11 protein-coding genes are annotated in these 16,266 nt (G+C 36.7%); 7 read left to right on the top strand and 4 right to left on the bottom strand.

What is annotated here, in order from left to right; genetic code table 11:
• Window positions 1-47: 47 nt before the first annotated feature.
• The 3 genes from nusB to lptE are packed head-to-tail and all read left to right on the top strand — an operon-like array spanning window position 48 to window position 3,514.
• A complete protein-coding gene (gene nusB / locus ACYQ1E_RS08610; protein ID WP_459877940.1) occupies window positions 48-542 on the top strand; it encodes a transcription antitermination factor NusB in 495 nt (164 codons plus the stop codon).
• Complete coding sequence (gene leuS / locus ACYQ1E_RS08605; protein WP_459877937.1) at window positions 523-3,009, top strand: leucine--tRNA ligase; 2,487 nt, start codon at window positions 523-525, stop codon at window positions 3,007-3,009. Before nusB ends, leuS begins: the two co-directional genes overlap by 20 nt.
• Window positions 2,996-3,514 (top strand): LPS assembly lipoprotein LptE, encoded by a 519-nt coding sequence (gene lptE / locus ACYQ1E_RS08600; protein ID WP_459877934.1) that lies wholly within the window; start codon window positions 2,996-2,998, stop codon window positions 3,512-3,514. The genes leuS and lptE overlap by 14 nt, the downstream gene beginning before the upstream one ends.
• 189 nt (window positions 3,515-3,703) lie before the next feature.
• Here lptE and ACYQ1E_RS08595 read toward each other — a convergent pair whose 3' ends face one another.
• On the bottom strand, window positions 3,704-3,859 hold the full coding sequence (locus tag ACYQ1E_RS08595) for an IS1 family transposase (protein ID WP_459877931.1): 156 nt from the start codon (window positions 3,857-3,859) through the stop codon (window positions 3,704-3,706).
• Window positions 3,860-4,012: 153 nt separating this feature from the next.
• Between ACYQ1E_RS08595 and nifJ the strand changes: the two genes are divergently transcribed.
• The gene (gene nifJ, locus ACYQ1E_RS08590) at window positions 4,013-7,525 is read left to right on the top strand and encodes a pyruvate:ferredoxin (flavodoxin) oxidoreductase (RefSeq protein WP_459877929.1); all 3,513 of its coding nucleotides are present in this window, start codon (window positions 4,013-4,015) and stop codon (window positions 7,523-7,525) included.
• A gap of 139 nt (window positions 7,526-7,664) precedes the next feature.
• Here nifJ and ACYQ1E_RS08585 read toward each other — a convergent pair whose 3' ends face one another.
• From ACYQ1E_RS08585 to ACYQ1E_RS08575, 3 genes are read right to left on the bottom strand one after another with little or no spacing between them, the layout of a single operon-like run.
• On the bottom strand, window positions 7,665-8,366 hold the full coding sequence (locus ACYQ1E_RS08585; protein WP_459877926.1) for a PspA/IM30 family protein: 702 nt from the start codon (window positions 8,364-8,366) through the stop codon (window positions 7,665-7,667).
• 10 nt (window positions 8,367-8,376) lie between these two features.
• Entirely contained in the window at window positions 8,377-8,760 is a 384-nt protein-coding gene (locus ACYQ1E_RS08580; protein WP_459877923.1) for a hypothetical protein, read from the bottom strand.
• A gap of 27 nt (window positions 8,761-8,787) precedes the next feature.
• Window positions 8,788-10,365, bottom strand: coding sequence for an AAA family ATPase (locus ACYQ1E_RS08575; protein WP_459877920.1), 1,578 nt, complete (start codon window positions 10,363-10,365; stop codon window positions 8,788-8,790).
• Between the two features lie 383 nt (window positions 10,366-10,748).
• Between ACYQ1E_RS08575 and ACYQ1E_RS08570 the strand changes: the two genes are divergently transcribed.
• The 3 genes from ACYQ1E_RS08570 to ACYQ1E_RS08560 are packed head-to-tail and all read left to right on the top strand — an operon-like array spanning window position 10,749 to window position 16,254.
• A complete protein-coding gene (locus tag ACYQ1E_RS08570) occupies window positions 10,749-11,960 on the top strand; it encodes a hypothetical protein (protein WP_459877917.1) in 1,212 nt (403 codons plus the stop codon).
• 40 nt (window positions 11,961-12,000) lie between these two features.
• Window positions 12,001-12,711 carry a chromosome partition protein MukE gene (locus ACYQ1E_RS08565; protein ID WP_459877914.1) on the top strand — a complete coding sequence of 237 codons (711 nt, stop codon included), beginning with the start codon at window positions 12,001-12,003 and terminating at the stop codon, window positions 12,709-12,711.
• Window positions 12,712-12,729: 18 nt separating this feature from the next.
• Entirely contained in the window at window positions 12,730-16,254 is a 3,525-nt protein-coding gene (locus tag ACYQ1E_RS08560) for an AAA family ATPase (RefSeq protein ID WP_459877911.1), read from the top strand.
• Window positions 16,255-16,266 lie beyond the last annotated feature (12 nt).

Genomic DNA, 16,266 nt, shown 5'->3' with positions numbered 1-16,266 from the left:
CCCAATAAACTCAATAAACCCAAAAAACCCGAATGGAACCCTCTAATATGGAGAACATTAAAAAAAGGAAAAAAGGCCCAAGGAGAGTTGGACGAAAAATAGCTTTTCAGATTTTATATAGTTCTAATTTTTTTAAACAAGAAGATATTAATAACTACTTAAAAATGATAGACCATTTTAGCGCAGATGAAAAAGAGCCAATAAATGAAAGGGCCACTCAGTTTGCCAAAGAGCTTGTAAAAGGTACTTTGGACCATATTTCTGAATTAGATAAAATAATTGAAGAACATTCAAAAAACTGGAAATTAAGTAGAATTGCCAAAGTTGAACTCACAATACTCAGACTGGCAATATTTGAAATGATGTATAGAGAAGATGTTCCAACTAAAGTGGCTATAAATGAAGCTGTTGAGCTTAGCAAAACATTTGGAGATGAGAATTCAAAAAGGTTTGTTAATGGGATTTTAGATGCAGTGGCAAAGACCCTTGAAAACAAATTGCAAAATCGTGAGGAGACCAGCAATGGACAAATATGTTCCTGAAGAGGTAGAAAAAAAATGGCAGGAGATCTGGAACAAAAACAGATATTTTAATGTAACCCATAAATCAGACAAACCAAAATATTATGTCCTTGAGATGTTTCCATACCCTTCTGGAAAGATTCACATGGGACATGTAAGGGTATATACAATAGGCGACTGTATTGCCAGATATAAGTGGATGCGGGGATATAATGTCCTTCATCCCATGGGGTGGGATGCCTTTGGTCTCCCTGCTGAAAATGCAGCTGTGAAACACGGAGTTCATCCTGCCAAGTGGACCTTTTCAAATATTGATGAGATGAAGTTCCAATTAAAAAGGCTCGGGTATTCCCTTGATTGGGATCGGGAATTAGCTACTTGCCTTCCTGAATATTATAAATGGGAACAACTATTTTTTATACAACTCTATAAAAAAGGACTGGTATACAGAAAAAAAGCACCCGTAAACTGGTGTCCTTCCTGTCATACAGTGCTTGCAAATGAACAAGTAGAAGATGGGCTTTGCTGGAGGTGTTCGTCAGTTGTAGAACAAAAAGAGCTGGCTCAATGGTTTTTGAAGATAACTGATTATGCAGAAGAGTTGTTAAAGGACCTTGAAAAACTGGAAGGGGGATGGCCAGATAGGGTCATTACCATGCAAAGGAACTGGATAGGCAAAAGCGTGGGTGCTGAGATAGATTTTCAAATCTACGGGTCAGATAAAAAAATAACTGTTTTTACTACCAGGCCAGATACCTTGTTTGGGGCAACATTTATGAGTCTTGCTCCTGAACATCCACTCATTCCAGACCTTATTAAAGACTCTGACAAAAAAGAGGAGGTCTTAAAATTTATTGAAAAGACAAAAAAAATAGACACAAAAAAGAGAAATATTGAAGACTTAGAAAAAGAAGGGGTGTTTACAGGTAAATATTGTATTAATCCTGTTACTAATGAAAAAATGCCAATATTTGTGGCAAATTTTGTCCTTATGGAATACGGAACAGGCGCAGTTATGGCTGTGCCTGCCCATGATCAAAGGGATTTTGAATTTGCAAAAAAATATAATCAAAAAATAAAGGTGGTAATTACACCAAAAGATAAAGAATTGAAGGAAGAAGATCTTGAAGCCGCATATACAGAACAAGGATATTTAATAAACTCTGGCGATTTTACAGGACTTTTTAATGAAGAGGCAAAACAAAAGATTGTTGAATATTTAGAGACAAAGGGAATTGCTAAAAAGAGTGTGAACTACAGGATCAGGGATTGGAATATCTCCAGGCAAAGATATTGGGGAACACCTATTCCAGTGATATATTGCGACAAATGCGGGATCCAATTGGTCCCAGAAAAAGACCTTCCTGTTGTTTTGCCCCTTGATATAAAGACCCATCCTGATGGTAGATCACCCCTTCCAGATTCCGAAGAATTTGTGAATACAACCTGTCCTAAATGTGGAGGGCCAGCTAAAAGAGAAACAGATACAATGGATACCTTTGTTGAATCCAGTTGGTATTTTATTAGATACACTGATGCAAAAATAGATAGTGCTCCATTTAATGAGGAGGCATTAAAATACTGGATGCCCTGTGATCAATATATTGGTGGGATAGAACATGCAATATTGCACCTTTTATATTCAAGGTTCTTTGTCAAGGCATTAAGAGACCTTGGATACTTTGATTTTCATGAGCCCTTTCAAAGATTACTTGCCCAGGGAATGGTGTTAAAGGACGGGGCAAAAATGAGTAAATCCAAGGGCAATGTAGTAGATCCTGACCATATGGTGCAAAAATATGGTGCAGATACAACGAGATTATTTATTCTATTTGCTGCACCCCCTGAAAAAGAGCTTGAGTGGAGTGATTCTGGAATTGAAGGTGCCCATAGATTTTTACATCGCTTATGGAACCTGTCAAAGAAACTTAAACCAAGACTCATTCCTATTGGTCCAGCTGCCAGGATAACAGATAAACTTTCAAAGGAGGCAAAAGAACTTCGATATAAAGAACATGCTACTTTGAAAAAGATCACCAATGACTTAGAGGAAAAGTATCAATTTAATACAGCCATTGCCTCAATAATGGAACTTGTCAATGAAATACAGGATAAAATGGACAAACTGGGCTCTGGAGAAGGAGATAAAAAAGTACTTTCATCTGTCTGGTCAACTGTGTTAACAACTCTCTATCCAATGGCTCCCCATATATGTGAAGAATTGTGGGAGCAGATGGGATATACCACCCACCTTGCAAAATGTACGTGGCCAACAATTGATGAAAAGGCACTGGTAAAAGATGAAGTTCTAATTGTGGTTCAGGTAAATGGAAAATTGAGGGCAAGAATAATTGTTCCAGCGAATTATTCAAAAGAGGAGATAGAAAAAGTGGCCATTGAAAATGAAAATGTGAAAAGACATATTGGTGATAAAAAGATCAAAAAAATAATCGTAATTCCTGGAAAATTGGTCAATGTTGTGGTTTAGAAGATTTTTAAAGAAACTTATACTTCTTATATTTTTTGTAAATATTTTGGGATGTGGATATCATTTAATATCCACGTCCCAGATTACTCTACCTGAAAATATTACCCTTATAAATATATCAAAAATAAAAAATCCCACTACTAATCCCCAAATCCCCACAGAATTTAGGACACAACTCATTGATGAATTTTCAAAAAGATCTAACAAGATAAAGTTTGTAGACCAAGAGAGAACTAACGCACAATTAATCATAGATATAGTAAATTATTCTTTAGAAACAGATGTGGAAAATATTTATGAAGAGACAGAGAAATCTGACCTGTGTATGACTGTAAGATGTTATTTATATAATAGACAAGAAAAACTTATCTGGGATTCAAAGAATATATCAGAATGTGAACCTCTATCTAAAAATGCATCTATCTCTGAGATAAAAAGGGCGAGGAAGAAAGTAATAAAAGATATAATTATTAAATTCGCCATGCAGTTTTCAAATAATTTTTAACATATACTAATCAACTCTGGGGTAATTTGCTATGCCTTTGACAGTTATATTAAAGGTAATGGATTGTTACCTCTAAGCCTTTAGAGTGTTCATCTAAAGATAGAAAAAAAATCTTTGCTGACATTGGGCAAAAATTTTAAGGATTACTTAATACGTGCCAAAATTTCATTGATGCATCAACCATTTTTTTTATACAACTTTTGTTGTACCTGTCATTCGTCCCAAATGATGGCTTGTATTGTTATTATCTCTTTTTATTATCACTGTCCTTTTTTTCCCTATTACATGACGCTCTCGCAGCAGTACCTTCTTAAAAGCTTCCCAATCATCTGCAAAAAAATACAATTTTCCAACTCTTCAAATTTTTTGTATAATCGTCTCAAGGGTCTACGCCTCACCGAAAATCATTGGCAATTTTTATTTGACGTTGACCCTAAGGGTAAATATCATTAAAAAGATTTATTACAAAAAAATAAAAGATAAAAAGGGAGTTTTATTATGACAAAAAAAATGCTAACTATTGATGGTAATACGGCAGCAGCTCATGTTGCTTATGCACTCTCTGATGTTGCGGCTATTTACCCAATTACACCATCATCGCCTATTGGCGAGATATGTGATGAATGGGCTGCCCAGGGCAGGAAGAACATCTTTGGGCAAAAGGTTCTTATTAAAGAAATGCAATCAGAAGCAGGGGCCGCTGCAGCTGTTCACGGCTCATTGGTTGCAGGTGCATTAACATCTACATTTACTGCATCCCAGGGACTTCTCTTAATGATACCAAATATGTATAAAATAGCTGGTGAGCTCCTCCCAGGGGTGTTTCATGTTACTGCAAGGTCTATAGCCACACATGCCCTCTCAATCTTTGGTGATCATTCAGATGTGATGGCAGTTAGACAAACGGGTTTTGGGCTCCTGTGTTCGTCATCTGTTCAAGAGGTCATGGATCTTGGGCTGGTAGCCCATCTAGCTGCAATTGATTCAAATATTCCCTTTTTACACTTTTTTGATGGGTTCAGGACATCCCATGAAATCCAGAAAGTACACGTAATTGATTATGAAGATATAGCCTCTATTGTAAACTCCGAAGCTATCGAGGATTTCAGGGCTAGGGCAATGAATCCTGAACATCCCCACTTAAGAGGGACAAGCCAAAATCCCGATATCTTTTTCCAGAATAGAGAAGCATGCAATCTATATTACAATGAACTTCCTGGGATAGTTGAGCAAAACATGAAAAAGGTCTGGGCACTAACTGGCAGAAGATACAATCTCTTTGACTATGTTGGCCATGAAGCAGCAGATAGAGTTGTGGTGGCAATGGGTTCTGGTTGTGAAACCTTAGAAGAAGTGGTATGTCACTTGGTGGACAAGGGAGAAAGGGTTGGCCTTGTTAAAGTCAGACTATATAGACCCTTTGTAAAAGATGCCTTTTTAATGGCCCTGCCAAATAGCGTTGAGACAATCACTGTGCTTGATAGGACCAAAGAGCCTGGTTCCCTTGGAGAACCCTTATATGAGGATGTATGCACAGTATTTATGGAAAAAGGCGAGATGCCTCTTATTCTTGGAGGAAGATATGGTTTAGGCTCCAAGGATTTCACACCTGCAATGGCCAAGGCAGTGTTTGACAATATGAAAAAAGCAGGTCCTAAAAATCACTTCACAGTGGGTATTGAGGACGACGTCACAAGACTATCCCTGGAATACCAGGATGAAATAGAAGACACCACACCCCCTGGAACTGTACAGTGTAAATTCTGGGGACTTGGGGCTGATGGAACCGTTGGTGCTAATAAGAGTGCAATCAAGATTATTGGAGATAACACTCCCCTTTATGCACAGGGATATTTTGCATATGATGCAAAAAAATCAGGTGGTTATACAGTCTCTCATTTGAGATTTGGAAAAGAACCAATAAAATCCACTTACTTAATAACAAATGCAGATTATATTGCATGTCATCAACCTTCATATGTGTATCTGTACGATGTATTGGAAGGGATAAAAGAAGGAGGTACCTTCCTTTTAAATTCCCCATGGAACAGTGTTGAAGAGATGGAGAAAAATCTTCCCAATTCTCTAAAAAAGACAATAGCCCAGAAGAAAATCAAATTCTACAATATAGATGCTGTTAAAATTGCAGAGGAAGTGGGACTTGGTGGTAGAATAAATATGATTATGCAGACTGGATTTTTCAAGCTCTCTAAGGTGCTTCCAATTGATGAAGCCATTTCTCTTTTAAAGGATTCCATTAAAAAGACCTATGGCAAGAAAGGTGAAAAGATTGTAAATATGAATATAGAGGCAGTGGATAAGGCTATAGATAAGATAGTTGAAATCAAGTACCCAGAATCATGGGCAGAACTTCAAGATGAAGCTGTGGAAGAGAAGGAGGAGCCTGAATTTATTAAAGAGATATTAAGACCAATTGCAGCCTTAAAAGGAGATACCCTTCCTGTTAGCAAATTTTCACCAGATGGTGTATTTCCTCTGGGAACATCCAAATATGAAAAAAGAGGTATCGCAATAAATGTCCCAGAATGGATCCCTGAAAATTGTATTCAGTGTAATCAGTGCTCCTTTGTGTGCCCCCATGCGGCTATTCGTCCATTCCTTCTAACAGATGAGGAAAAACAAAAGGCCCCAGAAGAGTTTGTGACTATTGATGCCAAGGGTAAAGAACTCAAAGGATATCATTTCCGCATACAGGTAAGCCCACTTGATTGTACAGGGTGTGGAAGTTGTGCATACGTATGTCCTGCAAAGGAAAAGGCATTGGTAATGAAACCAATATTCACACAAAAAGACAGAGAAGCTCCTAATTGGGAATTTGCAGTATCTTTAGAGCCCAAAGACTACTTAATGCCCAAGACAAGTGTAAAGGGTTCTCAATTTCAACAGCCACTTTTGGAGTTCTCAGGTGCCTGTGCTGGTTGTGGAGAAACACCCTATGTAAAACTCATCACACAACTCTTTGGAGACAGAATGTACATTGCCAATGCAACAGGTTGTAGTTCTATTTGGGGTGGCACTGCACCATCTATTCCATATTGCACAAATAAAAATGGACATGGTCCAACATGGGGTAATTCATTATTTGAAGATGCGGCTGAATATGGGTTTGGAATGCTCCTTGGTGTAAAACAAAGAAGAGAAAAACTAGCTGAACTCATTAAAGAAGCGCTTAATCTGGATATCTCTCAAGAACTCAAAGAGGCCTTTATTGGATGGCTTGATAATAAAGATGATGCAGAAAAATCCAGGGAATATGCTGAAAGGATCAAAGAAGAACTTCCTATGCTAGTGGTTCATCCCATATTAAATCAAATATGGGATATGGAAGACTTACTTGTGAAAAAGTCTTTCTGGATATTTGGTGGAGATGGTTGGGCCTATGACATAGGATATGGTGGTGTAGATCACGTAATTGCTTCAGGTGAAGACATAAATATCTTAGTATTAGATACAGAAGTATATTCAAATACAGGTGGGCAATCATCCAAGGCCACCCCACTTGGATCCATTGCTAAATTTGCAGCTGCAGGAAAGACCACACCAAAGAAGGACCTTGGAAGAATGGCCATGACCTACGGCTATGTATATGTTGCCTCTGTATCCATGGGTGCCAATAAAAACCAGCTAATAAAGGCATTGTTAGAGGCCGAAGCCTATAATGGTCCTTCACTTATTTTATGCTATGCCCCTTGTATTAACCACGGTATTTTTAAAGGCATGGGCAAATCCCAGGAAGAAGAAAAACTGGCTGTGCAATCAGGGTACTGGCCACTTTATAGGTATAATCCTATGCTTGCAAAGCAAGGCAAAAATCCATTTATCCTGGATTCTAAAGAGCCAGATGGCTCATTGAAAGAGTTCCTTGAAGGCGAAAATAGATATCAACTCCTAAAACGCACCCACCCAGAACTTGCAGAACAATACTGGAAGGAAATGGAAGAGATGGTGAAAAAGAGATATGAGATGTTTAAAAAAATGGCTGAAGGCTAAAGCATATTATATGGGCCCATCACGAGGGCCCGACTCTCTTTCATTTGTTGTCCACTCACACAGATCACTCACATTGATCACTAATATCCCCTATTTATTCCCCTCAACACTCAGGGGATATACATACTCTAAGGTTTTTTTATGCAAGCCCTACCTTTTTCTTGAGTTCTTCTAATTTTTTTAAAGATGCAGATTTATCTTCCTTGATTAAACTATCCACTTTATCCTCTAAAGATGTCTCTTCAGCTGCAATATCTCCATATGCCTCGGCCAAAGATTCTTCTTCTTCAACCTTTTGTTTCATCCTCTCCAACATAGATATTGTGGAACTTGCATCTACCTTTGCCATTTGCTTATTTACCTTTTTAACAGCCTTGGCAGTTGCAGCCCTTGCCTTTAAAGCCTTTAATTCTGCTTCATACTTGGCTATCTGAGATTTTAGCTGTCGCACCTTTATATTTAAATTATCTGCCATTTTTCTCTGGGCCTCTGCTTCCTGCTCAAGCCTTTTTGCATTTGCATCAAATCTCTCTGCCTTGTCTAAAAGTTCAGCAGATAATTTCTCTGCCTCAGATTGCTCAATCTCTCCTTTTGCTGCCCTAGAGAGTAAAATCTCTGCCTTTTTTACATATTCCACCGCCCTCTTTTTCTCATTTTCAGCTTCTCTCTGGAACCTAATCATTGATGCCTTTACCTCTGCTAAGGCCGATGTTGCTTCAGAGAGGTTCTTTTTTAAGTCCCTTATGCCTTGCTCTGTTAATTTTATTGGGTCCTCTAATTTATCCACCAGATGATGGGCCTCTGCTTGTCCTATTTTAAAAAAACGACTAAGTATTCCCATATTTTCCCTCCTAATTTTCCCTGGACATTCTAATTAATGCATCACCCTGTTCAGCAAAAAATATCTCCAGAGAATTAATTGTTGATTCAAATTCCTCTAAATCTAATGTATCTAACCTTAAGGTATTTCTGAACAAGATAGTATTGGATTCACTATCCAATACAAAGGCACCAAAGGGTAAAAACCTGCTCTGCTCTAAAAACCATCTGTAATGCTTTTCAGAAAATTTACCAATTAGCTGCTCAATGATTAATATCTCTCCTTCACAATCCACAATCATACCTTTAATTCCTCTTGTTTCATCTTCAATTACCACCAATTCCTCTTCTGGGACCTCATCTACTATTGATAGCCCTAAATCTGCTATCATCTCTTTGACCTCTAAAAAGTCCATAATTTCCTCCTGATATTTTTAATTTTTCTACATTCCCCATATTTTAATTTTTTTACCATCCACTCTCTTTTCCATCTCAAATATCTTTTCATCCCAGGATATACCTTCTCTTTTGTCAAAAATAACTAAATGTCCTTCAAGGGCACTGCATTTGTCCATGTAATCTATAATCTGCTTAAGCCCTTGTGCTACTACCTTGTCTAAACTCTTATGTAATACTTTTAACTCTATTACTATTTTTTGCACATTATTATCTTTTGTTGGCCATACAACTAATAGGTCTGTACGTCTTGTTCCAAGGCCATATTCTCTGTAAATCCTTCCTCCGCTATTTACTATCCTCTGTAAAAATGCCTGCATAAGAAGCTGAGGGCCTGCCTCTTTGTAGTCAAATCTCTCAATCCAGGATTCACTGTGTTCTCTGAAAAACTCCTGAAAAGCACGCATGAGTTTATCCATGTCAAGAGAGCCATCTTCCCTTACATACCACGCAGCCTCCTGGGTGATGGTAAGCTGGGTAGAAAATGTAAGTTCCCTTGGTATCACCTCTTGATATATTTTATTGGATATCCTAAGACTGGGATGGGTCTTTATAAGACCTAAGTCTCTTACATACAAAATATCATCAATAGGGATATCCTCTGGCTCTTCTTCCCCAATTAAAATACACTCAATTACCTTTTTTACCCGCTCTTCCCTCAATTTATCAGCAAGCTGGTCAATATGGGTGTATCTTTCTATTATTATCTTCTCTTTTGCCTCTTCTATTATGTCTTTTGTTATTTTTTTGGACCTATCTCTACTCTGTTTAATTTCAAAACAGGCCACATAGCCCAGTGCATTCACAAGCCATGGCTGACCTTCTGTTAACTCCCACACATAATCAATCACCCCATCTTCAAATTCCTGGCCTGTTTCTTCTGTGTGTTGAGAATAAAGGATACTTATTTCCCTCTTATTAAAATCCCCGAGATGAAGGGATTTGGCCTTGATGTTAAAAGCACTACCACCTGTAATTACTTCTTTTTGTTGGCTTGAATGTATGCGATAGTCCCTTACATCCCTAACACCACAAAGTATTATACTCTGAGGAAAGCCCTTTGGCCTAAAAGCATAACCTGACCTTATCTGCCGCAAGACTGATATTAAAGTATCACCAATCAAACTGTCTATTTCATCTATCATAAGCACTACAGGTTTTTTGGCCCTTTGACATAAAAGCGAAATAGCTGTTTCCAATCCATCATGAGGACCGCGTTCTTCTAAAATTTTTTGCCAATCATAGAGAAAATTGGTTCCCCAAAAAAATCCCTCCATCCTTTGAAGACTACTTACAATAGTTTTAATCCCTTGGCTCACATCTTCCCTTGCAGCCTGTGCCTTTTCCACATTTATATAAAGGGCCTTATATTTTCCCTCTTTATTCAAATATTCCATCAATGCCAGTAAGCAACTTGTCTTTCCTGTTTGACGTGGAGCATGGAGAACAAAATATTTTTTTTGGTCAATTAACATCAAAACCTCTTCCAAGTCCAATCTTTGCAAGGGTGGAAGGCAGTAATGCTCATCACATCTCACAGGCCCAGCAGTATTAAAATATCTCATATAGCCAATCCTTGAAGTTTATTTATAAGTTTGTATTTTTAATTGATTAAAAGGTAACAATTTTTGAAAAAATAGCAAGTATTATAAAGCAAATGCAATAAATTGAAAATTACACTTATCTTTACGCAATAAATATTAACAAAAATTTTCTGCTCTGATTTATGTGTTGCCTATTTTTTAAATATAAAATATCTCAAAGATAAAAAAAATCAATTAGAAATGGCAATTTGTTTGTAAGTATGTGCCCTTCACAAATTTGTTGAAAGATAATGTATTGAATTATAAATTAAGGCCAAAAAAAAAGTTATAGTGATTAACCTATGAGTTTATCTAAAGATTCTGAAAATAAAAGGGTTGACCCTCGCATATGGGGCCGTGAGCTTTTGCGCAGATATCCTGAAGGGATTGCTTTAAACAGGGAAGATATGCTCACCCTGTTCTTGATGTATGAATATGTAAAAGGCAGGGTAACACCACTTACCTGGGACAAGATGGAACGGCTGGCCGCTGAAGCACTTAATATTACAGAACAAAAGGATAAACGACCTTCATCAATCTTAGAGAGGCTTTTACGTCGAGGCTTTTTGCTGGTAAATGACAGTGAACGGTACTACTACCTATCAAGCCTTGCCAGTGCCATAGCAAAAAATCTGGTTCAAGAAGACCTAAAACACCAATCAGACATAGAGAGCCACCTTTATACCTTGTATGTAACCCTTTCAAAATTAGGTGCTGAAGAACATGAAAAACTCACCGACTTTTTAAAACACACCTTTAATGACCTGGCCTCTTCCATAATAAATAAAATTGTAAAGATTCGAGAACAAGGAGCAAGGCTTAAAGAAAAAGTCCGTCAGGCAGTAAAACAAGGAGAAGAGGAAGGGCTAAATATCTTTTTACAGGAGCTAAAAGGTCTGCAATCTACAATTGCTGAAATGACAGAGGTTTTAGGACCCTATTCAAGTTATAACACAATTTTGAATGAACTGCTTCAGTGGGAAAGATATTCGGTGGAACACAAAATGGCTTATATGGATGAGATGGTGTGTTCTGCCATTGAGTCACTTCGCCTTTTAAAGGAACAAATTGAAGAGGTGGCGCTGGATCTAACAGAGTTTGTTAATCGCACAACAGCCATCACTGCACGTATCAACTTGCGCCATTTAGACAGGCTAATAGAAATGCAGGGAAAAATTTTAACCTGGTTTCCCTTAAAACCATTTTGTTTACGCAAAACTCTCTTGCCCCCTCAAAAAAATATAGAAATTCCAAAAAGACGAAAACTCAGGCCAACTGTTTTACCTGAGATTTCACCACCTACGGAACTCCAAGGAGATGAGTTTGTTGCTTTATTACAAAGGGGTAGAGAGCTCACTTCTCTTTTTAAAAAAGAGCTTGAGAAAAATAATAAAATATATTTAATTTGTTTTTTAAATAAAACATTATTGCCTAAAGAAATGGAAAAATATCCATTTTTTTATCATTGTCTTATCTATTTTCTCGCTGAAGAAAATCTCTTTCCATTTTTAGAGGGGTACAGAGAAATTCGTGGTACATTGTATTCAGACTGTGTTTATGTTAAAGGCAACAAGTGAACTTCTTTACACTACATATTAATATTTTTCAGGAGTTGTTATGCAAGAACTAGAACGATTATTCAGACAACCAACATTATTTCGTGAAGTAAATTTCAAACTTTTAAAGGGATGTAATATTGTAGTTCAAGATATACGTTTTTATCATTTTGTAGAGGAATATATCAATGAGTTAAAACTATTTTATGAATTACTTGGATATAGATTAATAATGGAGCAAAGTAAGGGCTATTGTTATTTAGAAGCAATGTCAGCCAATGCTCCTAAAGGAAGATTTTCCAGGGCAGAGACCTTTGTTGGTATGTTTTTGGGCTTTAAATTTCTGGAATCAGGCCTGGTAGAAACTGAATTTATTGTTAAAAATCTATTTCAGGAATTGTTTCAACTCTTAAATTTTAATGACCTTTATACAGCTCTGGTAAAGGGAACAAAAGGTACATCAAGGGCCACCCAGCTCAAAAACACAACAATCCAGCAAAGATTCTGCACTGCCATAAAAAATCTTGCAAAATATGGTTTTCTCATCATTGTTGATGAAGGAAAGATGGATTTTTTAGAAACGAGAATTAAATTGCTCCCTTCTTTAGAGCGTTTTTACAACCTTGCAAAAAGGCTGGTTACCCTTTCAGAAGAAGATGCAAAAAAAGGACTTCTTGTGTATCTTGAAGAGTGTGGTTTTGAGCTGGAAGAGAGTCCAGAGGCAGAAGAGGAAGAAGAAGTATCTTCAGAGGAAATAATCGAAGAAATTTAAAGGATATAGGCAAATAGTATGAGTATAAGGGATAAGATTTTATCACCAATTTTATTGGATAAGGTGTTTATCTTTGGTTTTCGTCTTTATCCCAGGGCTGTATTTAAAATCCATAAGACCTTTACTGCCTTTTTTGGTAGAAATGGTAGTGGTAAGACCACCATCTTAGATGCAGTTCAAATAGCTTTAATAGCAAATCAAAAATATATCCGCTTGAATCCAACGGCCCAAAGGGGAGAAGAACGCACATTAGAGGATTATCTTGGCAGTGATGTAGGTTATATTGTGCTTGCATTAAAAGGTCATGAAAGGATTAAAAACATGGGCATTCGTCTGGAAAAACGGCTCGATGGACGGGTTTTATTTAAGTACTTTGTTGCTGAAAATGTTCCTTTAGAACAGGAGGATTTTATAGAAGGCAATATTTTGCGAAATGACCTCACCGAAATAGCGAAGTCACTTCGTATGCGTGGTGATGGTACAGGTAATATACGCCCCTTTGACAATGCAAAAGACTATCACCGCGCCTTATTTCAACAAGGTATTTTACCCTTTGACCTTTCAAATCCCAAGGTTTTACGTGAATTTTCAACCATTTTCACGGCAGCTTCAACTGGCCTTACAGAAAAGACAAAGATATTAAAGGATATTTTATGTCCAGCTAAAAAAGGTACTGCCAATTTCTTACAACAGCTTGAAAAGATCTTTAAACAACGCCAGGAGATTAAACGAAAAATTCAGGATATCCATAAGGCAAGAGAAGAGATCTCTAACCTGTATAAACATCTTGAAGAAACAGAAAAAACAGGGCATAAATTTTTCGGAAGTCAGTTATTTAAGGTTAGACGTGAATTAAAGAGGATTGAAGCAGAATTAAGGGAATGGAAGCAGAAAGAGCATGAGGCCAGCTCAGCCTATGATAAATTAACCAAACAATTACAAAAGCTTGAACAAGAAAAGGAGATAGCTCAAGAAGAGCGTGAAAAACTCTTTATGAATTTGCAAGAACAACAAAGACTTGTGCGGGCCAAAAAAAGATTTCAGACCCTTAATTCGCAAATTGCCCAGCTTGATAATAGGGAAAAAGAAATAAATAAAAAACTGAGCTGCATTTTAAAAGAGCTGGAAAAAAGTTCAAAAGAGCTCGAAAAATATAGTGAAAAGGCAGATAAACTGCAAAAATTTATTTATGAATTACAAAGGGATGTAGAGAAAAAACAAAACCTCATGGACCAGGCAAAAAAGCTCAATCAGGCGCGCAAGAAACTAGAGGCTGAACTTGGAAGAAAATTTGAAATATTTGAAGATTTGTACAGAGAAGCTGAAAACCTTAGCGCTACAAAAAGGCTTTTTAGAGAAAAAGATACTTTATTGCAACTATTAGCTGAAAAAAAGGCAAGATACACTAAACAAAAAAAGGCAGCTTCCCTGGCCAGAGAACTCAAGATGATGGGGGTAGAGAATTTTGATTTAAGTTCCCTTGAGAACTTAAAAGAAGAATTAAATGCTCAGGAACAAAAAATCCTTTTGCAAAGACAAAATTTAAAAGAACATATACAAAAAGCCAAAGAGACTTTATACAATCTGGAAAATTATCAGGCAGAGTTGCCAGATACATTTAAAAACTCAAAGGGCAGATATTTATTTGAGCAATATGAGGATATATCATGGGAACAAGCAGCATATCTGGAAATGATACTTGGACCTTTGACATGTGCCAGGATAATTCAAAACAAAGATGAGGCCCTTCATCTTTGTCAGGGAAATCAGAGACTCTATTTTATCCTTGAAGGAGAAGATTTGGATCTAACACATAATATTATAGAGTGTAGTGACGGTGTTTTAATAAGTGAAGGAAAGGTATTACGATATGAGCCAAGGCCAAAGGCGCCTATTTTAGGGAAAAAGGCCAGGCAAAAAAGGATAGAGTCCCTTAAACAAGAGATTAATAAATTAATGGAAAATGATAAAAACTTAACAGGAGAAATGACCACAATTGAGGATAAAAGAAAAAAAATAGAAAAATTGTTGCCTTTGCTGGATTATTTGAAAGAAAAAAACTTAGAGACAGAGATATCTGAACTTCAAAACCGTGTGTTACATCTGGAAAATAATATTCAAATAGCAACACGTCTAAAAAAAGAACTTTTAATAATAAAACAGAGTAGCCCCATACATTCTGATTATAAGCAATTGGAAAAAGAATATAATGCTTCTTTCAGGGAACTAAAGAATGTTAAAAAGCAATATAATGAATATATAGAGAAAATAGAACAATTAAAAAATAGGATTAACACTTTAAGTCATGAAAAAGAAGAAATAGAAAAAACTAAGACAGAAATTATAACAAATATAAGTGAGCTTAAAGGACAGATAAAGACATTGATAGAGGAATATCCTTTAAAGGTGCTTCAGCAAGAAATAGGTGTAAAAGAAAAAGAATTACAGGATGAACTAACTAGAGCAAAACAAAAAGTAGAAGAGCTTGAAAAGGAAATTAGAGAAATTGATAAAAAAATAAATAAAAATGAGTATCAAATAAAAATTGCCCAGGAAAATTGTGGTACACTTGAGAAAGATAGAGAAAAATGGTTAAACACTGAAAAGTCCCTTAAAGAGGAATTGACGCTCTATTTTGAAGATAATGAACCTCCCCTTTGCGATAGTGGTGTTACTCGATCGGATTTTCAAAGTAAGCTGGTGCTGTTAGAAAGAGAAATGGATGATTTTGCCAATGAGCACGGTGAAAAAATACCCCCTCAAAGGGTGTTAAAAAAATGGGTGGAGGAGTTGATATCTTTAGTTTATCCTGAATATACAAATTTTGCGATATTAGAGGAAAAATTGAGTCATCTTAGAACAGAACTCAAAAAAATAGAACATTCCATACGTCAGGTTGTTGGTAATTTTAAAAATGATGTATATGAGCAGGTAGCAAGGATAGAGAGGAAGGTGCGCAGGATAAATAAAAGAATGGAAAACTTGCGTTTTGGTCGTGTGAGGCAGGTAAAGTTGCAGGTATTAAAAAGAGAGGCCTATCATAAATTAAATAATCTGGCAGCCAGCAATTCCTTACTAAATTACATACAAAATAAACATACGAGCTTTGAGGAATTTATAAGGTCAATGGCCAGAGAACTTGGATATCTGCGAACAGACCCAACATATGAAGAAATCGTTGACTATCGTTATTATATTGATCTGGACTTTACAGTTATAGATATTCACAATAAAGAACGAAGAACAGGACTTTCTAATGGAGAGAGCCTTGGAGTAAATCTGGCCATTATTACAGCACTACTTGAAAACATGGCTCAAGATGATACAACTGAGAGATTTAAAACAGGACTGGCATTTCTTACACTGGATGAAGCAGACAGATTAGACCATACAGCAATTGAAACAGTATATAGCCTAATGGAACAAAGTGGCATTCAACTCTTAACAGCCCTACCCAATATACCCCTTTTTAACCATGGATTCTTATATCAACTTCTGCCCACACCCCAGGGAGTGGTATGGGTGAGTAGTGCTGTTAATTAATTGTATGTGGAA

It is taken from the genome of Desulfothermus naphthae (assembly GCF_054657475.1).
Note: the sequence above shows the minus strand (reverse complement) of the source record. Positions and strands in the feature narration are given on the sequence as shown.